The 24,537-nt window shown below is 61.9% G+C and carries 26 protein-coding genes; 9 read left to right on the forward strand and 17 right to left on the reverse strand.

Translation table 11 applies throughout. The annotated features are described in order from the left end of the window. Positions 1 to 421 precede the first annotated feature (421 nt). The 4 genes from M728_RS23010 to M728_RS23025 all read left to right on the forward strand — a co-directional run bounded on the left by M728_RS23010 (position 422) and on the right by M728_RS23025 (position 3,915). On the forward strand, positions 422 to 718 hold the full coding sequence (locus M728_RS23010; protein WP_026620977.1) for a hypothetical protein: 297 nt from the start codon (positions 422 to 424) through the stop codon (positions 716 to 718). Between the two features lie 303 nt (positions 719 to 1,021). Then, positions 1,022 to 1,606 (forward strand): hypothetical protein, encoded by a 585-nt coding sequence (locus M728_RS23015; RefSeq protein ID WP_051440898.1) that lies wholly within the window; start codon positions 1,022 to 1,024, stop codon positions 1,604 to 1,606. A gap of 231 nt (positions 1,607 to 1,837) precedes the next feature. Continuing rightward, complete coding sequence (locus M728_RS23020) at positions 1,838 to 3,250, forward strand: sensor histidine kinase (protein WP_026620978.1); 1,413 nt, start codon at positions 1,838 to 1,840, stop codon at positions 3,248 to 3,250. Next, a complete protein-coding gene (locus M728_RS23025) occupies positions 3,247 to 3,915 on the forward strand; it encodes a response regulator transcription factor (RefSeq protein ID WP_026620979.1) in 669 nt (222 codons plus the stop codon). Before M728_RS23020 ends, M728_RS23025 begins: the two co-directional genes overlap by 4 nt. Here M728_RS23025 and M728_RS23030 read toward each other — a convergent pair. The 11 genes from M728_RS23030 to asnB all read right to left on the reverse strand — a co-directional run bounded on the left by M728_RS23030 (position 3,897) and on the right by asnB (position 14,517). Next, on the reverse strand, positions 3,897 to 4,376 hold the full coding sequence (locus tag M728_RS23030) for a hypothetical protein (RefSeq protein WP_034883685.1): 480 nt from the start codon (positions 4,374 to 4,376) through the stop codon (positions 3,897 to 3,899). The genes M728_RS23025 and M728_RS23030 overlap by 19 nt on opposite strands. Next, positions 4,376 to 4,534: a hypothetical protein gene (locus tag M728_RS23035; RefSeq protein WP_156943439.1), complete on the reverse strand. Its 159-nt coding sequence runs from the start codon at positions 4,532 to 4,534 to the stop codon at positions 4,376 to 4,378. The genes M728_RS23030 and M728_RS23035 overlap by 1 nt, the downstream gene beginning before the upstream one ends. 494 nt (positions 4,535 to 5,028) lie before the next feature. Further along, positions 5,029 to 5,292, reverse strand: a complete 264-nt coding sequence (minE, locus tag M728_RS23040) for a cell division topological specificity factor MinE (RefSeq protein ID WP_026620980.1) — start codon at positions 5,290 to 5,292, stop codon at positions 5,029 to 5,031. Further along, positions 5,289 to 6,104, reverse strand: a complete 816-nt coding sequence (gene minD, locus M728_RS23045) for a septum site-determining protein MinD (RefSeq protein ID WP_026620981.1) — start codon at positions 6,102 to 6,104, stop codon at positions 5,289 to 5,291. The genes minE and minD overlap by 4 nt, the downstream gene beginning before the upstream one ends. A 32-nt stretch (positions 6,105 to 6,136) precedes the next feature. Then, positions 6,137 to 6,889, reverse strand: coding sequence for a septum site-determining protein MinC (gene minC / locus M728_RS23050; protein WP_026620982.1), 753 nt, complete (start codon positions 6,887 to 6,889; stop codon positions 6,137 to 6,139). A gap of 355 nt (positions 6,890 to 7,244) precedes the next feature. Further along, the gene (locus M728_RS23055; RefSeq protein ID WP_026620983.1) at positions 7,245 to 7,508 is read right to left on the reverse strand and encodes a DUF1127 domain-containing protein; all 264 of its coding nucleotides are present in this window, start codon (positions 7,506 to 7,508) and stop codon (positions 7,245 to 7,247) included. Positions 7,509 to 8,054: 546 nt separating this feature from the next. After that, positions 8,055 to 9,071, reverse strand: coding sequence for an aldo/keto reductase (locus tag M728_RS23060; RefSeq protein WP_026620984.1), 1,017 nt, complete (start codon positions 9,069 to 9,071; stop codon positions 8,055 to 8,057). 629 nt (positions 9,072 to 9,700) lie between these two features. Then, complete coding sequence (gene nadE, locus M728_RS23065; RefSeq protein WP_026620985.1) at positions 9,701 to 10,717, reverse strand: NAD(+) synthase; 1,017 nt, start codon at positions 10,715 to 10,717, stop codon at positions 9,701 to 9,703. Next, positions 10,714 to 12,261: a class I adenylate-forming enzyme family protein gene (locus tag M728_RS23070; RefSeq protein ID WP_026620986.1), complete on the reverse strand. Its 1,548-nt coding sequence runs from the start codon at positions 12,259 to 12,261 to the stop codon at positions 10,714 to 10,716. The genes nadE and M728_RS23070 overlap by 4 nt, the downstream gene beginning before the upstream one ends. Positions 12,262 to 12,286: 25 nt before the next feature. Further along, positions 12,287 to 12,553, reverse strand: a complete 267-nt coding sequence (locus tag M728_RS23075) for an acyl carrier protein (protein WP_026620987.1) — start codon at positions 12,551 to 12,553, stop codon at positions 12,287 to 12,289. 26 nt (positions 12,554 to 12,579) lie between these two features. Further along, positions 12,580 to 14,517: an asparagine synthase (glutamine-hydrolyzing) gene (gene asnB / locus M728_RS23080; RefSeq protein ID WP_026620988.1), complete on the reverse strand. Its 1,938-nt coding sequence runs from the start codon at positions 14,515 to 14,517 to the stop codon at positions 12,580 to 12,582. A 372-nt stretch (positions 14,518 to 14,889) separates the two neighbouring features. On the opposite strand from asnB, the gene M728_RS23085 reads away from it, so the two are divergent. The 5 genes from M728_RS23085 (at position 14,890) to M728_RS23105 (ending at position 18,188) form a co-directional block, all read left to right on the forward strand. Further along, the gene (locus tag M728_RS23085) at positions 14,890 to 15,015 is read left to right on the forward strand and encodes a hypothetical protein (protein WP_370906507.1); all 126 of its coding nucleotides are present in this window, start codon (positions 14,890 to 14,892) and stop codon (positions 15,013 to 15,015) included. A 552-nt stretch (positions 15,016 to 15,567) separates the two neighbouring features. Then, the gene (locus M728_RS23090; RefSeq protein ID WP_167549680.1) at positions 15,568 to 15,744 is read left to right on the forward strand and encodes a hypothetical protein; all 177 of its coding nucleotides are present in this window, start codon (positions 15,568 to 15,570) and stop codon (positions 15,742 to 15,744) included. A 239-nt stretch (positions 15,745 to 15,983) separates the two neighbouring features. Then, positions 15,984 to 16,466: a VOC family protein gene (locus tag M728_RS23095; protein WP_026620989.1), complete on the forward strand. Its 483-nt coding sequence runs from the start codon at positions 15,984 to 15,986 to the stop codon at positions 16,464 to 16,466. Positions 16,467 to 16,579: 113 nt separating this feature from the next. Next, entirely contained in the window at positions 16,580 to 17,497 is a 918-nt protein-coding gene (locus tag M728_RS23100) for an aldo/keto reductase (RefSeq protein WP_026620990.1), read from the forward strand. Positions 17,498 to 17,534: 37 nt separating this feature from the next. Then, a complete protein-coding gene (locus M728_RS23105; protein WP_026620991.1) occupies positions 17,535 to 18,188 on the forward strand; it encodes a DUF6064 family protein in 654 nt (217 codons plus the stop codon). A gap of 3 nt (positions 18,189 to 18,191) precedes the next feature. On the opposite strand, the gene M728_RS23110 is transcribed toward M728_RS23105, so the two are convergent. The 6 genes from M728_RS23110 to denD form a co-directional block, all read right to left on the reverse strand. Beyond that, positions 18,192 to 19,091 (reverse strand): carbohydrate ABC transporter permease, encoded by a 900-nt coding sequence (locus M728_RS23110; protein WP_026620992.1) that lies wholly within the window; start codon positions 19,089 to 19,091, stop codon positions 18,192 to 18,194. 16 nt (positions 19,092 to 19,107) lie between these two features. Then, positions 19,108 to 20,040, reverse strand: a complete 933-nt coding sequence (locus M728_RS23115; protein ID WP_026620993.1) for a carbohydrate ABC transporter permease — start codon at positions 20,038 to 20,040, stop codon at positions 19,108 to 19,110. A 96-nt stretch (positions 20,041 to 20,136) separates the two neighbouring features. Then, entirely contained in the window at positions 20,137 to 21,453 is a 1,317-nt protein-coding gene (locus M728_RS23120) for an ABC transporter substrate-binding protein (RefSeq protein WP_026620994.1), read from the reverse strand. A gap of 148 nt (positions 21,454 to 21,601) precedes the next feature. Then, positions 21,602 to 22,669 (reverse strand): ABC transporter ATP-binding protein, encoded by a 1,068-nt coding sequence (locus M728_RS23125; protein WP_026620995.1) that lies wholly within the window; start codon positions 22,667 to 22,669, stop codon positions 21,602 to 21,604. An 85-nt stretch (positions 22,670 to 22,754) separates the two neighbouring features. Beyond that, positions 22,755 to 23,531 carry an SDR family oxidoreductase gene (locus M728_RS23130; RefSeq protein ID WP_026620996.1) on the reverse strand — a complete coding sequence of 259 codons (777 nt, stop codon included), beginning with the start codon at positions 23,529 to 23,531 and terminating at the stop codon, positions 22,755 to 22,757. A 1-nt stretch (position 23,532) separates the two neighbouring features. Beyond that, positions 23,533 to 24,516, reverse strand: a complete 984-nt coding sequence (denD, locus tag M728_RS23135) for a D-erythronate dehydrogenase (protein ID WP_026620997.1) — start codon at positions 24,514 to 24,516, stop codon at positions 23,533 to 23,535. Between the last annotated feature and the right edge of the window lie 21 nt (positions 24,517 to 24,537).

A 24,537-nucleotide genomic window follows, 5' to 3' on the forward strand; every position in this document is an offset into this window, starting at 1 on the left:
ACACAAGGCCCCGAATCAGCGGCGCCCTGGAAATGGCGCTGAAGTCGAGAGCATGCGCCCTTTAAAGGTCATGCGCAATGACCCTTGTTCACTCCCGCTGATTGCAGACCCCACAAACTGGAGATTTGGCACAGCCGGCGCCAGAGACACCGTCCAGCGCGGAAGCCCGACTTGCCGTATCCGGTATCCCGATCTGAGCGACGTGATGGCCACTACCGAAGGTGTGGCAAGGGCGATCCAAAACGCGCTGCCGGCTGGTTGCAAACGGCAATGGCTTCTATTGTCTAGCTGGATGTAAATGAAACCTACGGGCGGTTGCTATACTTGTAACAAAAGCGCAGTATCCAACCTTCAGTAGCAAATTCCCGGGCGCTACTGCTTGAGGGCTAGTCGCCCTAGCCCCCAGCGAAAGGAGGACGCTATGTCTTCCGCCTTACTCGACATATCGCCCGCCAATATAAAAATGATCCAGTCTGTCTTGGACGCAGCCGGATACGACTCTAGCGGACTTGCCGAAGATCCGCGATTTTTCAACCCCGCCGCATTACTCGTGATCAAGCTGTTCCTTGCGGGCGAGGAGTCCCGATCGGGCCTAGCGGCAAAGCTCGAGTATCAACTGGGCAAGTTCGGTGACAACAGACGCCCGTGCCCGTCATCGCTGGCGCGCTACGCGATCCAAGGTCTTCCACTCGAGCTGCAATCGCAGCGCCTCGCATAGGTAACCGGTGCCTGCAACGTGCCCAGAAAGCAGCGATCCTTCGCGTCCCCATCGGACGATTATCTCCAGAACACGTGGCTCCACGTCGAGATAACGGCCGCCACTCGGAAACGAAATGCGCCAACCATACTGCCCGGGATCGCCTCCGGCGATGACCATGCTTCTATGTGCGACACTGTTGTTCAGCCAGAGCGCATTTAGCCAAACGACACCCCCCGTGCCTGCCAATGCCGAAGCAAACCGCTACGGATCGGCTGGGAGTGCAATCGTGGATTCCGAAGGCAGGGCGATTCCTGCCTTGCGGTGACGCCTCCCGACAACGCGTTCCTGACGAACGAGTCCTTTGGCAAGGGCTGGGATTGCCACTACGGATTCGTTGATAAGGGCAACCAATGCCTCAGCGTTCAGGTGCCTGCCAATGCATACCTTGATCCATTCTTTGGCGATCGCTGGCAGTGCATGCGCGGATACCGTCAAACCGACACGGGATGCGACCTTATCAAGGTGCCGGACAACGCGTTTCTGACGGATTCGACGTATGATAGGGGATGGGAATGCGAACGAGGTTACCAGATCGTCGAACGCGAATGCGTTGCGTTAATCGTTCCCGACCATGCTTATCTGACGACCGGCGGGAACGAATGGATATGCGATCGTGGTTTTGAAAAGAAGGGCCAAGCCTGTGTTGCCGTAGTGGTCCCGAAAAACGCAACCTTTGTAGATACGTCCTACGGTCAGAAATGGAAGTGTGATCGTGGCTTTGAGGCGAAGGGAACCACATGTTCACAAATCAAGCTTCCCGAGAACGCTCATTTCGATTCTTCTGGCAACGCCTGGGAGTGCAACCGGCCGTATCAGCTCCGTAGCGGTATCTGCAGCATGGATTAACGATCTCCCGGCCATATAGTTGCAGGCTCTCCGCTAAGGGTGCCAATTGCAGCGCGAACGGCTACTGTGAGGGCCCCATTCGTATAGCCTCGTAGAGACCAACGAGCTACAGGAGGCATCGTGTCGGATCCTGAAAAATGCGTCGGGCGCTGCCGTTGACCGGACCAGCGGAGATGCTAATTTGCCGTTTGAAAGTAGATACAAGTGCCGCCGACGAGTAAGCGGGCCATCCTGAGATTTCTCGTGCGCGCCGAAGACCTTATCAAACGCTGGAATGCGCAGCCGCTGGCGAAACAGTTCCTGCTCATCGGCGGACTGGTGGCGGCGACGGCAATGGCGGTTGTCGGCGCTTTCGTGACCAGCCTGATAGAAGATGCGGTCACGCGAAATTCCGCGGCAACCACGGCGCTTTACGTCGACAGCGTGATAGCGCCGCTCCTGCCTGACATGCAAAAGACCCAGGTGCTCGACGACACGGTTGCGCGGGCGCTCGACGAAACGCTCGGGCAAGGCGCGCTCGGAAACCGACTTTCGTCATTTCGTCTCTGGCGTGCCGACGGCACCGTTCTCTATTCAAGCGAAAAGAACATGGTTGGACGGCAGTTCGCGCTTGGGCCCGAACTGACGACGGCGTTTGCCGGCCAGATGGTCGCGCAGTTCATACCGTTCGGCGAGGCCGATGGCGCGACGAAGCGACAGGCAGGCGATCCTCTGCTCAAGATCTACAATCCCGTCTTGCAGCCTTGGTCCGGAGAGGTGGTCGCGGTTTCGGAATTCCACGAAATCGCCAACGAGTTCCACAATAGTCTGAACCGGGCGCGGCTTCACACTTGGCTGGCGGTCGCGGGCTTCACGCTCGCCTTCTTTATAGCGCTTTCCGCGATCGTCATGCGCGGCAGCCGAACCATCGAGAAGCAGCGCCATGCACTCAGCGAGCGCATCAACGAACTTTCGGCACTGCTTGCGCAAAACGAGACCCTGCGCGGGCGCCTGCAGCAGGCATCGCAGCGCGCGACCGCACTCAACGAGACCATATTGCGGCGCATCGGCGCCGACCTGCATGACGGTCCCGCCCAACTGGTGGCCTTTGCCTCACTGAGGATGGACAGCAATGCGCTCATCAGTCCCTCGACGCCGCAGGAAGCGCGCGAGCGCGCGGTCGCCGCGATCAAGGCCAGCCTCGACGAGGCAATGCATGAGATCAGGACGATATGCAACGGCCTGGTGTTGCCGCAGATAGAGTCTGCGAGCCTGCGGGAAATACTGGAGCGCTGCGTCCGCGCGCATGAACAACGCACCGGATCGGCTGTGGATTTGTCGATGACAGATCCCCCCCGCCACCTTTCTCCTTCCGCAAAGATATGCATATACCGCTTCGTGCAAGAAGCACTTAACAATGCATATCGCCACGGCGGCGGCGTCGGCCAACGCGTGAGGCAAAGCATGGACGGCGACAAGGTCAGCATCGAAGTTGCAGATGGCGGGCCGGGCTTCGATCCCGACGACGTGCAGCCCACGAGCCTCGGCCTTGCAGGGCTCAAAGGGCGGGTCGAGAGCCTCGGCGGGACATTCGAGATCAACGGCGACGCCCCGGGCACGATCGTTCGGATGTCGCTCGGCATTGAGGAGATCGGCCAGACATGACCACGGGAATTCGAGTCGCTGTGATCGACGACCACCCCCTTTTCAGGGAGGGGGTGACCAGAAGCCTGTCGGAGATCGACGGGTTCGAGATCGTCGCGGAAGGAAGTTCGCGCGACGATGCGATCCGGATCGCTGAGGAGCTGCGGCCGGACGTGATGCTGCTCGACATCTCCATGCCGGGCGGCGGTCTGAATGCCATTCCATTGATCCTGCACGTCGCCGCGTCGCAGAAGATCGTGATCCTTACCGTTTCCGAGGCGAATGAAGACGTGGCGGCAGCACTCAGGGACGGCGCGAAAGGGTATATTCTTAAGGGGATCGGCGCGCGAGCGCTGGCAGAGGTCATCCGCACCGTCGCTTCCGGGGAAAGCTACGTCGCTCCGACCCTTTCGGCCAAGCTGCTGACGGGGCGTCTCTTCGACCCCGGACCAGCCAAATCCGATCTGCTCTCGGCGTTGACCGCGCGCGAACAGGAGGTTTTGCACCTCGTCGCCTCGGGAATGAGCAACAAACAGATCGCCCGAAAGCTCGACCTTCATGAGAAAACCGTCAAGCATCACATGACGCAGATCATGGCGAAGCTCAATGTCGCCAACCGGACCGAAGCGGCCATGGTGCTGCGCGACGCGCTGGAACTGGCGCCCCCTCAGTCGATGAAGGACTGAAGACGTCTCCTGTCCGCCGTGGTCGCCTGCCGGTTCACGATCGTGCGCCCACGCGAGTCCTTCATGATGTAGCGGCCTTCGTCGATCTCTTCGCTGATCCCGTCGACGTGGCGAACGCGCAACACGGAGCCGCCCTGCTCAACCTTCGTCTCCTTTGCGCTCGACCCGGTCGAACTGCTCGAACGGCTGCTGGATCCCTTGCCTGAGCCGCCGCCCTTCCCGCCACTATTTCCGCCACTATTTCCGCCACTATTTCCGCCGCTATTGCCTCTACCACCGCTATTCCCGCCACCGCCACTATTTCCGCCGCTGTTGCCGTTACCGCCATTCTTGGCGAGCGCGGACTGGGGGATGAGTCCGAGTGCCTCGCCCGAGAGGCCGAGCTTATACGGAAAAGCCGAGACAGGGAGGCTGATTGACAAGGAACATAGTGCCGCAACAAAATTTCGACGCGTGACCATCACGGCCTCCTGAAGCTTTCGCGGCGCATTCTGAGCCGTCCGAAGAGGCGTTGGCGCGCATGGCTGATCATCATCGGAAGGACGAGAGTACCGCCGTAGTGAAAGACCGGCGCGTCGTATGGGGCCTCCGTCGACCAGACCTCGAAATCTTTGTTCACGGTTCGGTCCGCCCGTCAACTCCCTACCGCTTGCATTCGAGGGGCTTCAGACGTTTCCCCAACCGCGATCGGACCATCGTCCCATCCGCCTCGGACCAAAGTCCTACTGCATGTTTCCTTAAATCGTAGCCGATTTAAGGACAAAAACATGCAGCAGTTCAAAGTGCTACAGCGTCCCTTGTGCGTCTGAAAAGACGCACGGCGCTGTAGGGCACTGGCGGACGCCGCGGCCTGCGCCGACCGTATCGGCGTCGGCGAAAGACGGGCCATCATGGGGGAGATTGTCGTGAGACGTGGTGGTTCAAGGGCAGTCAGTTTCTGACGATCAGCTCTCGGGCATCAGAGGGATTGTATCCGACCCGGCCCTCTGTGCCGGCATGTTTTCTCTCTCGGTCGGCTATGATCAGGAACACCCCAGCAGCGCGCGGCGTGGGCGGGGCAATCTGTCTCGCCCCGTCCGCCGTCATTACGGGCCAACGCTGAAGCGGCCCCATTTAGGCCGCCCGGACACCCGCCTGCATCGGGATCTCGATGTCGACCTCCAGCGTCGTCACGTGCTCGCCGCGGTCCATCTTCACGCTCACCTTCTCGCGATCGACCTGAACATGCTTGGCGATGACGGCGAGGATTTCCTCCCTGAGGATCGCGACGAGGTCCGACTGGCCGACCGAGGCCCGCTCATGCGCGAGCAGGACTTGAAGGCGCTCTCGCGCCGTCGGCGCGGAACTCTGTTTGCTGAAGAAACGGAAAATGCTCATGCTGCCCTCCGTCCGAATATCTTGCCAAAGAGCCCGCGCTTTTCGCCGGGAATGGTGATCGGCAGCGTTTCGCCGGCAAGGCGGCGCGCCGCGTCGAGATAGGCGACCGCCGGGGCGCTGCGGCTGTCGGCGAGCGTGACGGGTGCGCCGAGGTTGGAGGCCTTGAGGACGTCGGCGCTTTCGGGGACGATACCGATCAGCGGGATCGACAGGATCTCAAGGACATCGTCGACCTTCAGCATGTCGCCCCTCTCGGCGCGAGCGGCATCATAGCGCGTGAGCAACAGGTGCTTTTCCACCCGGTCTCCGCGCTCGGCCCGCTCCGTCTTGGAATCGAGCATGCCGATGATCCGGTCGGAGTCGCGAACCGAAGAGACCTCCGGGTTCGTCACGATGACGGCGACGTCGGCGTGGCGCATCGCGAGTGTCGCGCCGCGCTCGATCCCGGCCGGGCTGTCGCAGATGATCCAATCGAAGTGCTTCTTCAACTCGGCCATCACCCGCTCGACACCTTCGGGTGTCAGGCTGTCCTTGTCGCGGGTCTGCGATGCCGGCAGCAGGAAGAGCGTCTCCAGCCGCTTGTCGCGGATCAACGCCTGCGGTAGCTTCGCGTCGCCTTGAATGACATTGACGAGGTCGTAGACCACCCTGCGCTCGGCACCCATGACGAGATCGAGATTGCGCAGGCCGACGTCGAAGTCCACGACGACCGTCTTCTCGTTGCGCTGCGCCAGCGCCGCGCCTAGTGCGGCGGTTGAAGTCGTCTTTCCGACGCCGCCCTTACCCGATGTAACAACAACAACTTTCGCCATCTTCCCGCTCCTATTTCCTGGCCGGCACCGGCTCAGTTAAGTCTCTCAGCCATGATCGAATCGCCTTCGAGCCAAAGCTGTACCGCCTGCCCTCGAAGGTTGGGCGCCATGTCCTCGGCCGTCTTGTAGACGCCGTCGATGGCGAGCAGCTCCGCTTCCAGTCTGCGACAGAAGATGCGCGCCGAGGCATTTCCGACTGATCCCGCCAGCGCCCGCCCCCGCAGCGTTCCGTAGATATGCACCGAACCTCCGGCGATGATTTCCGCGCCGGACGCGACGGATCCGACCACGGTAACGTCGCCTTCCGGGAAGATGATCGATTGTCCGGAACGCACGGGTTCCTTGACGATGATCGAAGCCGTTGTCCGCGCCGGCTGCACTTCCTGGGGGGCGACCGGCGCTGCCGGTTTGCCCTTGCCGGTCTTCGGCGATTCGGCGGCCGGTTCGCCCTCCGGGACCTCGAAGTCCGGCGCCGGCCGGCCGCCTTTCATGGCCGGCGGCATGCCCGGCTCGAAGAGCGACGGACGTCCACCCTCAATGCCCATCACCCTGACATTGCGCTTGCCGAGCTCGTCGAGCAGGCCCTTCAGTTGCGGCCGGTCGATCTCGAGATCCGCAACGTCGAGCACGACTGGCCGTCCCAGAAAGAATCCCGCGGAACGCGCGGCAAGATCGTCGAGGCGGCCCAGCCACCAATCGAGCGGCAGCTCCGGAGAAAGCACGAGCGCCAGGAACGAGCGGCCCTTGATACGGATCGAACGAGCGTCAGTTAGCACTTTGGTCATCTTCGTTAATTTTTGATTGCCAAGATCTACGCGAGTCATGGTTAACAAATGGTTAACCAGGCCTCCTTCTTTGTTAAGCTTCAGCCGTTTCGCACGGCAGAGCGACTTCTCCTTCCCATGCCTCAAGAAGATTCCCTCACGAGCGCGACCAGATAGACTTGCGAGCCCCGACGATCCTTCTTTCAGCCGCAATGCTGCTGGCCGAAGCTTGTACAAGGCTGACGAAGGCGAGTGCGCATTCATGCCGCCGCGGGTCGCGCAGCGGGAAGCTGGTGAGATACCTGCTTAAACCAAGGGAGGGGCGCCAGTGGCGCCCCTCCCTCTCATGTCTCTAATCACGGCTGCGACCTCGCGGTCAGTCGGGCGGACGATCCGCCGAGGCCTGAGTGAAGGCCTTGATGTCCCAGAGGTAAAGGCCGGGTACGCCGAGCGCATCCTCCGGAAGGCCGATGTCGCGGCGCATGCGATTCGACAGGTGCGAGATCTGGTTCTTCGTTTGACGACGCATCCATGCGGCGCGCAGCAACGCACGCGTGGTCTTCCAGACGCCGAATTTCCGGTACAGTTCATCGATCGTCGCCGCAAGGGTATCAACAACTAAGGATTGTGCTTCGCGCATGATTTTCCGTCCCGGCGCACTCACGCAGCCAGGTCCTCTCAAGGGTCGAAAAGACGTGCGGATGCGGACGCGAGATAGGAACAAATCGCTTCGTCAGCCGGTCACGTCAGGTCAAAGGGGAAGTGCCAAGTGGCGGAAATCCGGGCTCAAAGCCCCGAAATCAAATTCGGCTGAGGCGAGATGCGCGGCGCATCGAAGCCATGGTAGCCGTTCCGCCACAGAGGCGCACAAACACGAGAATGGGATTCATCTTCACGCCTCCTCTGATTTGAATTGCGGATAACGTTATCTTACACGAGACCCGCCGATCGGCAAGTACACAATTTCGAATTGTAGCCATCGCACGGGAGTCGTTGCAGGAAAGCAACACCCCTGCAAACGACGCTCACGCCGCCCCGACACAAGATGGCGGTCCTGCGCTTCGATCGGCGGCCGCGGGGCGGCACCCTCAGCTGCTCGATATGACGGAGTATTCTGACGGGAACGGCGGCTGACCGCCGGTCCGCAACGCCCCTATTTCCGGTTACGCCGCTACAGACAGAACCATCACCTCTGATCGACATCGCGACCGAGAAGCTTCTCGATTTCCGTCATCGTCGCCGCCGGCAACGGTCCTTTCTCGATCGAGCCCAGATTTTCGCGCACCTGCGCCTCCGTCTTGAAGCCCGGTATGGGAAAGGTGTTGGGAGAACGGGCAAGAAGCCATCCGAGTGCCCCTTGAGCCAAAGTCCTGCCACCGGTCTGCAGAAGTTCGCGCACCTCAGACAGGCGCCGGAGATAATCGGCACGCGGCCGCCCATCCTCGAAGAACCGCACCCAACTGTGACCCGCCGCGCGTACGTCGTCTTCAGGCAAGCGCGTGTCAGGACCGAACTTGCCGGTCAGGAATCCCATCGCCAGGGGAGACCGATTGAGGCTGGCGAGATCGTTGCCCTCACACATCGTCAGCATGTCCGGCCCATCAATGAAGACGTTCAGTTCCTGCTGAACCGCGACAAAATGCGGGAATTTCACCATACGCTTCGCCGCGGCGGCGTTGTCCGTGCTCCAGCCCCAGAAACGGATGGCGCCTGCCTCCGCCAACTTCTCGAGCGTTTCACCGGCGGCATCCGCCTGATCATCCGTGAGCTCGCCGACGTGTATCTGGTAGAGGTCGATATAGCCGGTGCTCAAACGCTGTAGCGATGCGGCGCAGGCTCGCTCGATGTAAGCCGGGCTGACATCGGTGCCGAGTAGGGCGCGGGCGGCGCGATCGTAGGTATAGCCAAACTTGGTCGCGATGATTGCGTCGCCTCTTCGGCCCTTCAGCGCCCGGCCGATAACCTCCTCACTGTGACCGGTTCCATAGGCGTCAGCCGTGTCGATCAGTGACGCACCCATCTCAAGTCCAAGCTTGATGGCGCGGATCGACTGCTCGTCGTCAATCTCTCCCCAACCATCCGGCTTTCCACCGAGGGTGAAATAGCCTCCAATCGCCCAGCAGCCGAGACCAACGGGTGCGGCGGACAGGCCCGATCGTCCCAGTTGTCTGCGCATATTCGTGGAGATGTCGTCGGCAAGCATGGTGTTCCTTCCCTGGTCGCGAGATGCGCCAACTATCTCACCTCGCATGCAGGAATCAGAAGCTTCGAATCCGGAGGGTATTTTTCGCCTGTGAAAAACCGGCGACCACGACCGGCACGTCATTCCGCTGCGCCACAAGGACGCTATTTCATCGTTTATTATTGCTTAGCGAGAGGCGTGCTACGCTAGGTCCTCATCTCTGATTGATTCGGCGAATACGATAGCCCTGTCAATCCGAGATGGTCGTCAGCAGCGGAGGAACTACCATGAACCGAAACGTGATCATTGGCATCATTGTCCTCGCGGTCATCATTCTCGCGGTCGTATTCTTCATGCCACGGACAGCGGAAACGCCTCCGGCAGGCGAGACCCCGCCGGCTACAACAGAGCCTGCGCCGACCACAACAGAGCCCGCACCCACCACGCCGGCACCAGCACCCACCACGCCGGCACCAGCACCCACTACGCCGGCACCGGCACCCACCACGCCGGCACCCGCCCAATAGGGACTCGTCAGATCGCACGCCCCGTCTCGCAGGCGGGGCGTGCGATCAGAATCGTGCGGATCATCGAGCCGCAGCGTCCATGGAAATGCCGGGGAGCCTCGCCGACAGATGAGGCTCTCCGGCTCACCACTCGTCAGTGGCGATTTCCCCGACCGGCTGCACGAGCTGCGGCCCGAGATGGAGATAGCGTGTCGCCTTGCGCTTGGCTGCGATGTCGGCCCAGACGCGCTCCACCTGAGCGGCGGTGAGATTCGCGGCACGGCTCACTTCCTCGGCGTTCAGACCGTTGTTGAGACCGTAGAGGCAGAGATCCATCCGGTCATAGGGCAGAGAGAAATAGAATTCTTCCTGCGTCTGTGCGAGCGAATAGGTGTCGGTGGTCGGCGGCCGGCGCCGGATGTCTTCGGGCACGCCGAGATAGGCGGCAAGCGCGTAGACCTGCGACTTGTAGAGATGGGCGATCGGCTTGACGTCGGCCGCGCCGTCGCCGTTCTTGACGAAGAAGCCCTGGTCGTATTCCAGCCTGTTCGGCGTGCCGAGGACGGCGAAGTTCAGGCGGTCGGCGTGGTAATATTCGATCTGCTTGCGGGTGCGCTGCTTCATGTTCGTCGCGGCGACTATGCCGAGATAAACCGAGGGCGGCATGCGCAGCTTCGTCTGCCCGCCCTCGGGGTCCTGCACCACCAGAGACGAGATATTGTAGCCCTCGCCTTCGAGCGCATTGGCGATGACGATCTTCGATGCCCAGCCCGGGCCGTAATCCGGAACGAGCTCGCGGATGAAGGCGTCGCGCCGCGCGTAGCAGCCCATCGCGGCGAGCGTCGGGCCGATATCCTCCACGATCGCCTCGACGCCGAAGGTCTCGGCCACCAGCCGACCGAGACGAAGGCTTTCCGGATCGGAATCGTTTTCCGGCATGAACAGGCAGAACACGTTCCTGGCGCCGACGGCGCGAACGGCAAGCGCCACCGAAACGCTGGAGTCGATCCCCCCCGAAAGGCCGAGTACGAGGCCGCGTTTGCGCATGCCGCGCAACTGCGCGCGAAGGCCCTCGACGATGCGCTCGGTCTCCGCAGCCTCGTCGATCTTCAGGGCATCGGCGGAGAAACCGAATGTGTCCTCACTCGGGCGGATATTCATTCTGCGGGCTCCAATGTTTCGGCCGCAAGTCGGCGACTGACTTTGCCTGTATCCGTCTTCGGAAGCTCCGTGCGGAATTCCACGATCTTCGGGACCATGAAATCCTCAAGATGACGGGCGCAATGGCGGATGATGTCCTTTTCCGTGAGTGTCGGATCCGAGAGCACGACAAGAGCGCCGATGGCAGCCCCAAGCACCGGATCGGGAATGCCGATGACGACCGCTTCGGCGATGCCCGGATGGGCGTGCAGCACGGTCTCGACCTCCTTGGGCGCCACCTTCTCGCCGCGCGTCTTGATGATGTCGTCCTTGCGGCCGACGAAATAGAGGAAGCCCTCCTCGTCGGCGCGGAAGAGGTCGCCGGTGTAAAGTACCTTTTCCCACGGGTTCGGGCCCGGGCGCAGCATGCGTTCGCTGGCGTCGTCGTTGCGCCAGTAACCCTGCATCACATGCGGGCCGCGGATGACGAGTTCGCCGGCGACGCCGGGCGCCACGCGCTTCCCCGCGTCATCGACCACGAAGGCCTCCGTGTTCGGAATGGCGATGCCGACCGAGCCAGGGCGGCGGTCGAGTTCTTCCGGCGGCAGGTAGGTACAGCGCTTGCACTCCGTGAGCCCGTACATGGAATAGAGCCGGGCGGCGGGAAAGAGCTCCCTAAGACGGGCAATATGCGCCGGCGGCAGGGCCGCGGCGGTGTTGGAGATATAGCGAAGGCTCGGCAGGAAACCGGGCTCGAGATCGCGCATCTGCAGGATCATCGCTGCCATCGTCGGCACCAGCGGGAAACCGGTCACGCCCTCGGCACGAATCCGCTCGAAGATCGCCTGCGGAAAGGCGAAGGACTTTTCAAGCACGAGCGTGGCTCCGAGCCGGGTCGCCATCAGGAGCTGATAGAGGCCGTAATCGAAGGCGAGCGGCAGGACGTTCAGGATGATGTCGTCCGGCGTGTTGCGCAGATAGGTGGTGATCGACTCCGATGCCGCATCGATATTGCGATGGGTCATCATCACGCCCTTGGGGCGGCCGGTCGAACCGGAAGTATAGATCAGCATGGCGAGATCGACGTCGATGCCGCCATGCGGGACAGGCGCCGTGTCTGCCGCCAGGCAGCTCTCGAAGGACGCCGCTCCTTCCGGCGTGCGGCCGCCCGGTGCCGCGGTCGACGCGACGAAAGGCGCTTTATCGGGCGAAAGCGCGCGCGCTTCCGCGACGACCGGCATCAATTTGGCCTGCGTCAGGATCGCCGCCGCCTCGCAGTCGGCGATGATGTAGGCGAGCTTGTCGGCCTTGGTGGAAGCATTGATCGGGCTGAAGGTCGCGCCCGCCTTGAGGGTTGCGAAGATCGCGACCGCCGCCTCCCAGCAATTGTCCATGAAGACGAGCACGCGGTCGCTCCGCGTCACGCCGTTTGCTCGAAGGGCGGTGGCAAGCCGGCTTGAAAGCTCGTCGAGCTCGGCGTAGCTGAGCCGCCTGCGATCGGTGACCAACGCCGTTTTCCCGGCATTTGCCGCGGCGTTCCTGATGAGGAATTGCTCGAACCGCATTGTCGTTGCCCCGCCCTTCCGCTCCCTAGGCCGTGACCGGCACGGCGGCCTTCGCTTCGACGAAAGTCACGATGGCCGACAGCGAATCCAGGTTCTGAGGGACGATGTCGGTGTCGGCCATCGCGATCCCGAACTGGTCCTCGATAAAGGCGACGAGTTCCAGAACCCCGGTCGAGTCGATGATGTCGTTCTCGATCAGCGAAGCCGTATCGGCGAGTTCGTAGGAGGCGTCGCCGAAGAGAAAATTCTCGACGATGAATGCCTTGACCTTGTCCTTAATCGTTTCCGTCATCTCTGTTATTCCTTTCTTGAACGGTTTCAGGCGGCTTCCGCCTTGCCGAGGCTGGTGCCGGTGAATGTCTGGAGCCACAGTTGCGTCGAGAGAATGCCGACGAAGGCCGCGTTATCTCGGAAGCCGGAGGCCGGGCGCGACCGGCATTTCTCGTACAGCTTCGCCACCGCCTTCTCGTTGAAGAGGCCGCGTGAGGCGATCGCATTCTCGCTCATGGCGTCGCGGACGTAATCGAGTTCGCCCGGACCGCTGAAGGAATGGCTGTCGGGGGCGCGATAGGGCTGCTTCACCCGCCTGCCGATCGTGGGCGGCAAGAGATCCTTTGTCGCGTCGCGCAGAATGTGCTTCTCCACCAGGCCCTTCAGCTTCATCTCCGGCGGCAGCTTGGCGGCGAACTCGACAAGGCGATGATCGAGGAAGGGGAAGCGACCCTCGACGCCGTGCGCCATGGCCATGCGGTCGCCTTGGCTGGAGAGAATGTAGCCGGGCAGCAGGAAGCGGCTTTCGAGATACTGCGCCTGATGCAACGGATGCCAGCGGCCGAATTCCTGAGGTAGGCGGCCGATGAGTTCGTCGGCCGCTTCATAGTCCTTCAACTCGGCGCGCAGGTCGCCGGAAAAGAACAGCTTCGTCGCAGCCGTACCCTTGAGCCGAGGGCGGTGCGAGAAGAGCGGGTCGTCGAGCGACTCGTCGCCCGCTCCGAAGAAGGCCGCGAGATACTCCGGCGACTGCTGTTTCAGGCCCGGCAGATAAGGATAGAGTTTGCGGAAGAGATGCGGCCTGATGCGCGAACCGGGTTGCCGGCCGCAGAAACGGCGCACGCGCGCCTCCTTGAAGATGTCGTAGCCTGCAAAAACTTCGTCCGCTCCTTCGCCCGTCAACACCACCTTCAGACCCGCCTCGCGCACGAGGCGCGACAATTGGTAAAGCGGAGCAGGTGCGGCGCGGATGATCGGACGCTCCGTGAAGCGGATCACCTCGGGAAAAACCTTGGCGATGTCGCCGGCACGGCAGGCGACTGCGCTATGCTCAGTCCCGAGTGCTGCCGCCATTTCCAACTGGAAAGCGCTTTCGTCATGTTCGGCGCTGTCGAAGGTGACCGAAAAGGTCCGAAGGCCCTGTGGCGCCATGCCAGCCGCGAGAGCCGAGACGATCGAGGAATCGAGGCCGCCCGAGAGATAGGCCCCGACGGGGACATCGGCGCGCATGCGGATTCGGGTGGCATCGGTCAAGAGGGCACGCAGTTCCTCCGCCGCGCCGCTCTCATCGCTATACGCCGAGGCTTGATGGTGATCCGGGAACTGAAGCTGCCAGTAAGACCGTGTCGTGACGCCCCGCTGATCGGCGATCATCAGGTGCCCCGGTTCAAGCTCAAGGATATTGCGGAAGGGGGTGCGTGGCGCGATAGGCGCCCACAGCGTGAAGATCTGGTCGAGCGCGATCGGGTCGATCTCGGCCGAGACGCCCGGAACCGCAAGCAGCGCCTTGACCTCCGAGGCGAAATAGAGCGTGCCGCCGTGTATCGTATGGAAAAGCGGCCGCACGCCCATGCGGTCGCGCGCCAGCATCATCCGGCGGCGGCGGGCGTCCCAAATCGCAAAGGCAAAGTCGCCGTTGAGCACCGACACGCAGTCTTCGCCCATCTCATCATAGAGATGAAGGATGACTTCCGTGTCGCTCGACGTGCGGAATCGGCGGCCTCTGGCGCGAAGTTCGTCGCGAAGCTCCACATAATTGAAGATCTCGCCGTTGAAGGCGACCGTGAGCTCGCCGCTCGCATCGGACATCGGCTGCTGGCCGTCGCCGAGCCCGACGATGGACAAGCGCACATGGCCGAGGCCTGCGTCCGGCGCGGCGAAGATGCCGTGCTCGTCGGGCCCACGATGCGCGATTGCGGCCGCCATCCTTTCGAGAAGGGCTTTTCCGTCTCGTATTGAACCAAAATAGCCGCTGAAGCCACACATGCCAAATCGCTCTCACGCCCGCAATGACTTCCTAAATATAGACTGGATGGCGGCCGCAGGAGTTAATTGCGGAAGAATTCTGCAATGATGGTAAATTTCCAAAATAAGGCGACAATAATGTCAGGCTTGAAAGCTTCGAAGATACAGAGGACGCCACTGCTTTACTTAAATGCAATTTTACGACAATTTTAGTTAAAATGGATTAGGCACTCGGATCGGCCAAGCTTAACAAGAAGATAGCCGGTCAGGCCCGCTTGCCGAACTCCGTTGGTCTCTTCGCCGCCTCCCGGCGCGCAGCCAGAAACGTGGTTTCCTCTTTGTTAAGGAAAAGCGTCCAATCTTCGCGTCTGAGGTGCAATCTCTTCGGAGCACATGATGAGCTACGACTGGACCGGCGAGCGAACACGCCGAATGAAGATGATGAGATACGGCATCGCCATCGCCGTCGCCCTCGGCCTGATCGTGGGCGCGGCATCGCTGACGCTGCAGGCAATTTAGCGCGGGATGAGGTAAAGTGTGCGGTTTTCCGCCCGCATCCCGCGCCAACTCATTAGAATCGCTCACGTTCATGATCTAATGCATGTCGCCCAGAAGCGTGCAGCGCCTTTAGGACCACCAATGCATGTGAAGTCGTGAGCAGTCAGGGCGCTTTTGGCGCGGCCGTCGCAGCAACCGGCGCCCCGTGTCGAAGCTCGTCGAATGGGAGTTCCGCACCCTTTGGACATATCCAATAACTCGAATTGAGTAAGCTCTAAACCTTGACGCGAGGCCGCTCCAGGAGTGGAATCCGGTCCGAGGCATAAGCCTTGAGGCCGCCGTACGAACACTCTCGAAGAGGCGGCGGCCTCACCAGTTTCGAGGGGCGATAGGTGGACCCCGCCGCTTAATTGATCAGCAGCCGCGCGGGTTCACCTATTGGGTTCCGCCGTTCCACGCGGCACCCGCCATGGAGCCGGACTGGACGACGAATTTTCTTCACGGCTTGAAAGATCGCGTGGGAACCAAAGTTCCTCTTCGCGTGTTCCTTGACGCAATCGCGAGGAGGGTCAGATGCAGCACAAATTCATGCCGACGGATGTGTTCCTGCGCCTCGAAAAGGAATGGCAGCACATGCGTCAGGCTGAACGCCACCTCGAGATCGAAGCCGTCCGGCCGAGTGATCAGCGTCTGGACGGCGCGATCGAGCTGGAGCCCGCATCAGCCCCACAAGCTCAGCAAAGAAGCTAATGCATATCACACGAAAAGGCGTGCCGCGGCTTTGGGCCAACGGACCCAAGGCGCGATACGCTTGTTAAACGCCTGCCTCATGTCGGGACATGCCGCGCCAGCCGGTCGGCAATCGGTTATCTGACCGCCGGCGACCTATTCGAGCACAAGATTTTTCTCCGGAGCTGTCGGCGCGCGCGAGGCCGGAACGTCCTAAGGCCGTTAAGACCAGTTTCCCGTCACCCGGAGGAGATTGTTCCATGCCAAAGATTGTCTCGCATCTCTGGTTCGCGAAGGACGCAGGCCAAGCCGTCGATTTCTACGTCTCGGTCATCCCCAATTCCGCTTTATCCGGCACGACGACCGTGCCGGCCGAAACACCCAGCGGGCCGCCAGGCAGCGTCAAGGTGATTGAGTTCACGCTTGGCGACCAGAATTTCATTGCGCTCGACGCCGGCCCGTTAGATCCCTTCAACCACGCCTTCTCTATCCTGGTCGAATGCGACAGCCAGGCAGAGATCGATCGCATCTGGGACGCATTCATCGGCAACGGCGGCGAGGCGGAACAATGCGGCTGGCTGAAGGACCGCTGGGGTCTCTCCTGGCAGATCGCACCGCGGGTGCTGGGCGAGATGATGGCGAGCAGCGATCGCGAAGCGGCGAGACGTGCAACGGAGGTCATGCTCGGCATGGTCAAGCTCGATATCGCGCCGCTCGAGCGTGCGTTCCGCGGCGAGGGCTGACGGCGAGCCTGCGATCCCTCCCGACTTCCTGGGTGCAGAGCGGCGCCGCAGGGGTTATTATTTCGCCCGACCGAGCGATAAGCTTGAAGGCTTCGAACGGAAGGGAGCGAGCGATGATCATCACGCGGCGCGCAGTCGTTCAGGGGCTTGGTTTTGCCGTTTCGCTGCCGCTCATGCCGCGGCTGACGAGGGGCCAGGCTGCCGACATCATTACCAGACCCATACCGAAAAGCGGAGAGCCTATGCCCGTGGTGGGCCTCGGCACCTGGATCACCTTCAATGTCGGAGACGATCCCGTGCTGAAGGACGAATGCGCCGCCGTGATCGCTGCCTTCTTCGAGGGCGGCGGCCGCATGATCGACTCCTCTCCGATGTACGGATCATCCCAGCCGACGATCGGCCACGGCTTGCGCAAGCTTGGTTACCCCGAGCGGCTGTTTTCGGCGGAGAAGGTCTGGATCTCCGACTCGGCGGGCGGAGCCGCACAGATCGAAGCGTCACGCGGCTATTGGGGCGTCGGCAAGTTCGATCTCATGCAGGTCCACAATCTCGTTTCCTGGGAGGAGCACCTGCCGGCTCTCTTCGACATGAAGGCGGCAGGACAATTGCGCTATGTCGGCATCACCACCTCTGAAGGGCGAAGGCATCGCGAGATCGAGCGCGTCATGGCGAGCCAGCCGATCGACTTCGTTCAGATCACCTACAATGTCCTCGATCGAGAGCCGGAGGACCGCATCCTGCCGCTGGCGCGGGAGAAGGGCATCGCGGTCATCGTCAACCGCCCGTTCCGGCAGGGCGACCTCATCCGCCAGTTCGAGGATGCGCCCCTGCCGGAATGGGTGGCCGAGACGGGCGCCCGCAACTGGGCGCAGTTCCTCTTGAAATTCATCATCTCGCACCCGGCCGTCACCTGCGCGATCCCCGCCACCACCCGCGTCGACCACGTGCGGGAGAACCTCGACGCCGCAAGAGGCATCCTGCCGGACGAGACAATGCGCCAGCGCATGGTCGACTATGTGGAAGCGCTGTGAGTGGGCTCGCGCCACAACGTAGAGCGGTCCGAGGCTGATGTCCGATTGGGCGACCTATACGCTTGCGGATTTCCTGATGTTCTCGCCGCGCGTCTATTTCCGGCTGATCGAGCGCTACAACCAGACGCTCTGGCCGCTGCAGCTTGTTTTTATCGCAGGCGCGCTTGCCGTGCTCGTTCCCGCGGCCCTGCACCCTTCCCGCGTCCGGATTGCGGTTCCCTCGATATTCGCGCTCGCATGGGCCTTCTGCGCCTGGCAATTCTTGTGGATGCGCTATGCCAGCATAAACTGGGCGATGTCTTACGCTGCGGCCGCCTTTTTTATCGAGGCGGGACTGCTGGTTCTCACCGCCCTCCTGGCACGCGAGCCCGCATCTGTGGGCGGCCTGCGCCGTTATGGCGGCATCGGTCTCGCTGTCTTCGGTCTGCTCGCCTATCCATTCATCGCCTTGCTGGCAGGCCGTTCGCCCGCCGCAGCCGAAACCTTCGGCATGATGCCGGATCCGACGGTTGCCACGACGCTTGGCGCCATGCTGATGATCGGCCAGAGGACACTGTGGCTGCTGCTGCCCATCCCGATCATATGGTGTGCTTACAGCGGCCTCACCCTTTGGGCGATGGAGTATCCGGGCGCCTTGGCGCCGTTTGCCGTGATCGTCGCCACCCTGGTCTTCGTAGTGGCCCGGCGGTGACGATCACTCCTTCACCGCGCCCGTCATCGACGAGACGTAATAGTCGACGAAGAACGAGTAGAGAATGACGACCGGCAGCGAGCCGAACAGCGCACCCGCCATCAGCGCGCCCCATTCGAAGACGTCGCCGCGCACCAGTTCTGTCAGCACGCCGACCGGCACAGTCTTGTTCTCCGACGACTGGATGAAGGTCAGCGCATAGATGAATTCGTTCCAGGACAACGTGAAGGCGAAGATGCCGGCCGAGATCAGCCCCGGGACTGCGAGCGGCAGGATGATCTTGACGAGGATCTGCCAGCGCGTCGCCCCGTCGACCAGTGCGCTCTCCTCGAGTTCGAACGGGATCGAGCGGAAATAGCCCATCAGCAGCCAGGTGCAGAAGGGGATGAGGAAAGTCGGATAGGTGAAGATCAGCGCCAGCTTCGAATCGTAGATCCCGAATTTGAAGACGATGAAGGCAAGCGGGATGAAGAGGATCGACGGCGGCACCAGATAGGCGAGAAAGATCATCAGCCCCACCGGCCGCGCCCCGGTGAAGCGTACCCGTTCGATCGCGTAAGCCGCGAAAATCGAGGCTGCGAGCGAAAGAATGGTGGAGCCAACGGCAACCAGCATCGTGTTCCACAACCATCCAGGATAGGAAGTCTCAAAGAGCAGATACTTTATATGATCGAGCGTCGGCGCGACCACCCAGAAGGGGCTGTAATTGTTGTAGTCGGTAAGCTGCGAGTTCGGCTTCACCGCGGTGATCGCCATCCAATAGAACGGGAACAGCAGCACGAAGACGAAGACCGCCATCGGCAGATAGAGAACGACGATCCGCCGCGGCAGGCGGTTGAGATAGCTCATGCCTTCGGCGGTATCGGTGAGGACCTCGTCTTCGATTCTTGTGGTCGTGTTCATCTTGTCCCTCCCGATCTCAATCCTGGCCGCCCTGCTGCCATTTGCGGCGCTGCAGGCCGAAGAAACTGAACATGATGGCGGCGAGCAGGAACGGGATCATGGCAACCGCGATCGCCGCCCCCTCGCCGAGCTGCCCACCCGGAATGCCGCGCTGGAAAGAAAGCGTCGCCATCAGATGCGTGGCATTGACCGGCCCGCCCTTGGTCAAGACGTAGATCAACTGGAAATCGGTGAAGGTGAAGAGCACCGAAAAGGTCATTACGACGGCGATGATCGGCGTCAGCATCGGCAGGGTTACATAGCGGAAGCGCTGCCAGCTCGTGGCGCCGTCGAGCGAGGCGGCCTCCTGCAGCGACGCCGGGATCGTCTGCAGGCCGGCGAGCAGCGAAATCGCGACGAAGGGAATGCCGCGCCAGACATTGGCGGCGATGACCGAGGCGCGCGCGTTCGTCGGGTCGCCGAGGAAGTTGATCGGGCCATCTATAATGCCGAGCTGCATCAGCGACCAGGAAATGATCGAGAACTGGGAATCGTAGATCCACCAGAAGGCAAGGGCCGAAAGTACCGTCGGCACCACCCAGGGCAGAAGCACGATCGCGCGGAAGAAGGATTTGAACGGCAGATTCTCGTTGAGCAGTAGCGCCAGCCACAGGCCGAGCGCAAACTTCAGGATCGAGGCGACGAAGGTATAGAGAAGCGTGTTGAACACCGAGAGCCAGAAAACGGAATCTCTCGCAAGGAAAACGTAGTTCTCCAGCCCGATGAAGATGCCGTCGCGGCCGATGCGCGTATCGGTGAAGCCGAGCCAGACGCCGAGGCCGAGCGGATAGGTGAGGAAGCAGATGAGAAAGACGGCCGCCGGCAGCATGAACAGGAGGCCGAGCACATTGTTGTTCTGCATCAGCGAGGTCGTGGTGGATGGCGGGTTTTCGGACGACGTGATGGACATCGAGCTTCTCCGACGGGACTGAATTGCGTCGGCGGGAGCGGCCGCCGACGCGTTTGCCTGATGTCGTAGCGGCCCCCTCGGGCCGCCACGGGAAGATCAGACGCGATAGTAGCGGTTTGCCCGCCGCTCTGCCTCGGCCATCGCGTCTTCCGGCGTCATCTGGCCGGTGACGGCGGTGGCGAACATGTCGACCAGCACATAGTCGGCCATCACGCCTGCCGAGGCATAGCCGAGGGGACCTGCATATCCGTTCGGACGCAAGGTCTCGGAAGCCTTTGCATAGGGCGCGTGGATCGGATCAGCCGTCCAGACCGGGTTGTTGGCGAAAGCTTTCAACGGTTGGCAGCAATAGGCGCTCGAGCCTTCGATCCAGGCATTCATCTGGTCGCCTTCCATCATGAACTTGATGTAGGCCTTGGCGGCTTCCGGATATTTGCTGTGGTTGAAGAGCAGGATCGAACTCGTCTGATGCAGTTCGACGCTCTGGCCGACGGGGCCGATCGGGAAGTTGGTCGTGCGGATGTCCGACGCGAGTTCCGCGAGCGCCGCATCCTTCTTGGCCGCATAGTACAGCGAAACGCCGTTCGCCGTCAGCGAAACCTGGCCAGCCAGGAAGGCGCGGTTGTTGTTGATGTCGAGCCAGCTTTCGGTGCCCGGAATGAAGGTCTCGTAGAGCTGTTTTGCATAGTTGATCGCTGCCAGCGTCTCCGGGCTGTTGACCGTGACCTTGCCGCTCTCGTCGACCATCTTGCCGCCGTGGCTCCAGAGCAGCCAATGGGCATAGTTGTTGCCGTCGCCGACGGCCTTGCCGTGCGGGAAGCCGGCCGGCGTGCCCTTGGCTTTCATCGCCTTGCAGAGCTCGAGGAAGCCAGCCGTATCCTTCGGGAACTCGCTGAAGCCCGCGGCCTTCATGTGGCTGTCGCGGTAGCAGACCGCGTTGCCGATCGCGGTCAGCGGCATGGCGATGAACTTGTCGTCGCGGGTCGCATAGCCCTTTACGCCGTCGTACCAACCGCCATATTTGTTGCCGAGATAATTGGCGAGCTCGGTGACGTCGACGAGCTTGTCCGGATATTGATGCGCATCGTCGAACCAGCACATCACCATGTCCGGGCCGGAGCCGACATTCGCGGCGACGGCGGCCTTCGGCCTGATGTCCTCCCAGCTCTCCTTGTCGATGCGGACCTCGACGCCGGTTGCCTCGGTGAACTTCTTGGTATTGGCGAGCCAGGCATCCTCGTCGCCCTTGACGAAGGGCGTCCATCTGAGAAGCCTGAGGCTTGCGCCCTCTTCCGGCTTGTAGCTCGGCTCGGCGGCTTGCGCGAAGGATGGGCGGACCCCGAGCGGCGACAGGCCCGCTATACCGGCAAGCGCCGCGGAACCTGCGAGAAAGTCACGTCTTTTTATCGGCATTTGGTACTCCTCCTTGAAACAGCGGGAGCATTTCTTCCGGCATTCGCCGTCCCGCTTGGCAAATGCGGCAACTCCGATGCGCGGCCATCGCCTGGCATCACCCGCGCGGCACCGAGGAAGGCTCCTCCCCTTCCCCGGCCGCACGGTATCAGTCGAACAGTCGCCGCCCCGTTTCGGCGTCGAACAGGTGCACATGGGCGCCGTCGATCGAAAGATGGATCGTCTCGCCGGGCTTGGCAGTCACCCGCTCGCGAAACACACAGGTTACGTCGTTGCCACCCAGCCTGGCGATCATCTGCGTCTCATAGCCAGTCGGTTCGATGACCACGACCTCGGCGGGCAGACCGTTCGGATCGAGGGCCATGTATTCGGGCCTGAGGCCGTAGACGAGATCACGGCCGCGAGCGGCTGCAGCCGGCCGGGCGACGGGCAGCGCCGTGCCGTCCGCGGTCATGAAGGCCGCCGGATCTTCGGGGTGAAGCCGTCCGTGGATCATGTTCATCGCGGGCGAACCGATGAAGCCGGCGACGAAGAGATTGGCGGGATTGTCATAGAGATCGAGCGGCGCGCCGAGCTGCTCGACGATGCCGTCGTGCATGACGACGATCTTGTCGGCCATAGTCATCGCTTCGATCTGGTCGTGAGTGACGTAGACGGTCGTCGTCTTCAGCCGCTGGTGCAACTCCTTGATCTCGCCGCGCATAGCGACGCGCAGCTTCGCATCAAGGTTAGAAAGCGGCTCGTCGAAAAGAAACACCTGCGGATCACGCACGATCGCCCGGCCCATGGCAACGCGCTGGCGCTGGCCGCCGGAAAGCTGGCGCGGATAGCGGTCGAGCAGTTTCGACAGGCCGAGGATTTCCGCCGCCACGCCGACGCGCTTGTCGATCTCGGCCTTCGGCCTGCCCGCCAACATCAGCGAGAAGGCCATGTTGTCGGCGACCGTCATGTGCGGATAGAGCGCGTAGTTCTGGAACACCATGGCGATGTCGCGGTCCTTCGGCGGCAGCCGGTTGACCACCCGGTCGCCGATGCGGATCTCGCCGGCGGTGATGTTCTCGAGTCCCGCCAGCATTCTGAGCAAGGTCGACTTTCCGCAGCCGGACGGACCGACGAGAATAACGAACTCGCCATCCTCGATTTCGATGTTCACGCCCTTGATGACCGGAAAAGCACCGAAGGACTTCCTGACATCGATGAAATCCACGCCTGCCATAGGTATTCCTCCCACAATCTGTATCTGCCTCTGCCGAGCCCTTTATCATTCCCTCTCCGGATATAGGGCAGGCGCAAGCGTTGACCTATCCGCGACCGACCAGCGGCATCTTTGTCGCCATCACCGTCATCGTCAGCACATTGGCCGAGAGCGGCAGGCTCGCCATGTAGACGACGGCCTCGGCGACGTGCTCGACCGGTATCGTCGGCTCGGCGGCGATCTCGCCGCTGGCCTGCAGAACGCCGGTGTTCATCTTTTGCGTCATATCCGTCGCCGCATTGCCGATGTCGATCTGGCCGCAGGCGATGTCGAATGGCCGCCCATCGAGCGCGGTCGACTTGGTGAGCCCGGTGATCGCATGCTTGGTTGCCGTGTAGGGCGCGGAGTTGGGCCGGGGCGTCGACGCCGAAATCGAGCCGTTGTTGATGATCCGCCCGCCTCGCGGATCCTGAACCTTCATCAGCCGAAACGCTTGCTGCGTGCAGAGGAAGGCGCCTGTGAGGTTCGCCGCGAGGATGCCGCTCCATTGCTCGAAGGTCACCTCTTCGAGCGGCACCGGTGGCACGTTCGAGCCGGCATTGTTGACGAGAAGATCGAGCCGGCCGAATTCCGCCTGGATCGCTCCGAACAGCGCTGCGACCTGATCCGGGTTGCCGACGTCGCAGGCGATTGCGCGCACGACGCTGCCGGGCCCCGCTGAAATCCCGCCGGCTGCCCGTTCCAGCACGTCCGGACGGCGTCCGGTGATGACGAGGCTATAGCCTTCTGCGCTCAGCGCTTTGGCGATGCCGCGTCCGACGCCGGTGCCGCCGCCTGTCACCAGCGCGATCTTTCCTTCGCCCGACCTTACAGCTCGCGCCATGTCAGATCCTCCCTCCGAGCTCGTCCTCGATATGGATCCGGATGATCTCGTCGAAATTGCTTTCAGCCGTGAAGCCGAGCTCGCGCGCACGACGCGCATCGAAATTCGTCGGCCATCCGGAGACGATCGCGGCAATGACCGGATCCGGCTCGCGGCGGATGAGGCCGACGGCCTTCTGGCCGGCGATGCGCCCGAGTGCCTCGATCTCTTCGCCCACCAGCGCCGAGAGGCCAGGCATCGTCAAATTGCGTCGCGGCCCGATGAGGCTCGTATCCATCCGCGCCGCATGCAGGAAGAATCCCACGGCCGAACGCGGGCTCGCGAACCAGTGGCGGACGTTTTCCTCCACCGGCAGTATAGCTTCTTTGCCGGCGAGCGGCTCGCGCAGGATATTCGAAAAGAAGCCGGAGGCGGCCTTGTTGGGCTGGCCGGGGCGAATGCAGATGGTCGGCAGACGGATGCCGATGCCGTCGAACAGGCCGCGCCTCGTATAGTCGGCAAGCAGCAATTCGCAGATCGCCTTCTGCGTGCCGTAGCTCGTGAGCGGCGTCGTGAAGAACTCGTCGCCAATCTTTTCCGGGAAAGGCTGGCCGAAAACGGCTATCGAGGAGGCAAAGATGACGCGCGGGAAGTAAGGCTCCTTGCGGCTCTCGGCGCGGATGGCGTCGAAAAGCGCACGCGTGCCGTCGAGATTGACACGGTAGCCCTTGTCGAAATCCGCCTCCGCCTCGCCGGAGACGATCGCGGCAAGATGAAAGATCACGTCGGGTCGAGACGACGCGAGCCGCTCGGCGCTGCCTTCCGTCGAGAGATCGAGCGCGAGGGTTGTCGACATCGAAGAAAAGGCCGGCGGGGCCGAGGGCTCAACCACGTCCGCCAGCGTCACTTTTTCGATGTTCCGGCCGAGCGCATCCGGCTCGGCGGCGAGCTTCTCGACCAGTTTGCGGCCGATCATGCCGGCCGCGCCTATGACCATGATATGCATTCGCGGCGAACCTCCTCCGTT

The sequence above is a fragment of the Ensifer sp. WSM1721 genome (genome assembly GCF_000513895.2).
Lineage (GTDB): Bacteria > Pseudomonadota > Alphaproteobacteria > Rhizobiales > Rhizobiaceae > Sinorhizobium.

What these genes read in the sequence shown, in the direction of transcription:
- M728_RS23070 (WP_026620986.1), bottom strand. Translation starts at nt 12,261, where the DNA reads ATGCGGTTCGAGCAATTCCTCATCAGGAACGCCGCGGCAAATGCCGGG.
- M728_RS23110 (WP_026620992.1), bottom strand. Translation starts at nt 19,091, where the DNA reads ATGAACACGACCACAAGAATCGAAGACGAGGTCCTCACCGATACCGCC.
- M728_RS23025 (WP_026620979.1), top strand. Translation starts at nt 3,247, where the DNA reads ATGACCACGGGAATTCGAGTCGCTGTGATCGACGACCACCCCCTTTTC.
- minD (WP_026620981.1), bottom strand. Translation starts at nt 6,104, where the DNA reads ATGGCGAAAGTTGTTGTTGTTACATCGGGTAAGGGCGGCGTCGGAAAG.
- M728_RS23120 (WP_026620994.1), bottom strand. Translation starts at nt 21,453, where the DNA reads ATGCCGATAAAAAGACGTGACTTTCTCGCAGGTTCCGCGGCGCTTGCC.
- M728_RS23060 (WP_026620984.1), bottom strand. Translation starts at nt 9,071, where the DNA reads ATGCTTGCCGACGACATCTCCACGAATATGCGCAGACAACTGGGACGA.
- M728_RS23115 (WP_026620993.1), bottom strand. Translation starts at nt 20,040, where the DNA reads ATGTCCATCACGTCGTCCGAAAACCCGCCATCCACCACGACCTCGCTG.
- M728_RS23075 (WP_026620987.1), bottom strand. Translation starts at nt 12,553, where the DNA reads ATGACGGAAACGATTAAGGACAAGGTCAAGGCATTCATCGTCGAGAAT.
- M728_RS23055 (WP_026620983.1), bottom strand. Translation starts at nt 7,508, where the DNA reads ATGCGCGAAGCACAATCCTTAGTTGTTGATACCCTTGCGGCGACGATC.
- M728_RS23095 (WP_026620989.1), top strand. Translation starts at nt 15,984, where the DNA reads ATGCCAAAGATTGTCTCGCATCTCTGGTTCGCGAAGGACGCAGGCCAA.
- minC (WP_026620982.1), bottom strand. Translation starts at nt 6,889, where the DNA reads ATGACCAAAGTGCTAACTGACGCTCGTTCGATCCGTATCAAGGGCCGC.
- M728_RS23090 (WP_167549680.1), top strand. Translation starts at nt 15,568, where the DNA reads ATGCAGCACAAATTCATGCCGACGGATGTGTTCCTGCGCCTCGAAAAG.
- asnB (WP_026620988.1), bottom strand. Translation starts at nt 14,517, where the DNA reads ATGTGTGGCTTCAGCGGCTATTTTGGTTCAATACGAGACGGAAAAGCC.
- M728_RS23010 (WP_026620977.1), top strand. Translation starts at nt 422, where the DNA reads ATGTCTTCCGCCTTACTCGACATATCGCCCGCCAATATAAAAATGATC.
- M728_RS23030 (WP_034883685.1), bottom strand. Translation starts at nt 4,376, where the DNA reads ATGGTCACGCGTCGAAATTTTGTTGCGGCACTATGTTCCTTGTCAATC.
- M728_RS23125 (WP_026620995.1), bottom strand. Translation starts at nt 22,669, where the DNA reads ATGGCAGGCGTGGATTTCATCGATGTCAGGAAGTCCTTCGGTGCTTTT.
- denD (WP_026620997.1), bottom strand. Translation starts at nt 24,516, where the DNA reads ATGCATATCATGGTCATAGGCGCGGCCGGCATGATCGGCCGCAAACTG.
- M728_RS23085 (WP_370906507.1), top strand. Translation starts at nt 14,890, where the DNA reads ATGATGAGCTACGACTGGACCGGCGAGCGAACACGCCGAATGAAGATG.
- M728_RS23100 (WP_026620990.1), top strand. Translation starts at nt 16,580, where the DNA reads ATGATCATCACGCGGCGCGCAGTCGTTCAGGGGCTTGGTTTTGCCGTT.
- M728_RS23130 (WP_026620996.1), bottom strand. Translation starts at nt 23,531, where the DNA reads ATGGCGCGAGCTGTAAGGTCGGGCGAAGGAAAGATCGCGCTGGTGACA.
- minE (WP_026620980.1), bottom strand. Translation starts at nt 5,292, where the DNA reads ATGAGCATTTTCCGTTTCTTCAGCAAACAGAGTTCCGCGCCGACGGCG.
- M728_RS23105 (WP_026620991.1), top strand. Translation starts at nt 17,535, where the DNA reads ATGTCCGATTGGGCGACCTATACGCTTGCGGATTTCCTGATGTTCTCG.
- nadE (WP_026620985.1), bottom strand. Translation starts at nt 10,717, where the DNA reads ATGAATATCCGCCCGAGTGAGGACACATTCGGTTTCTCCGCCGATGCC.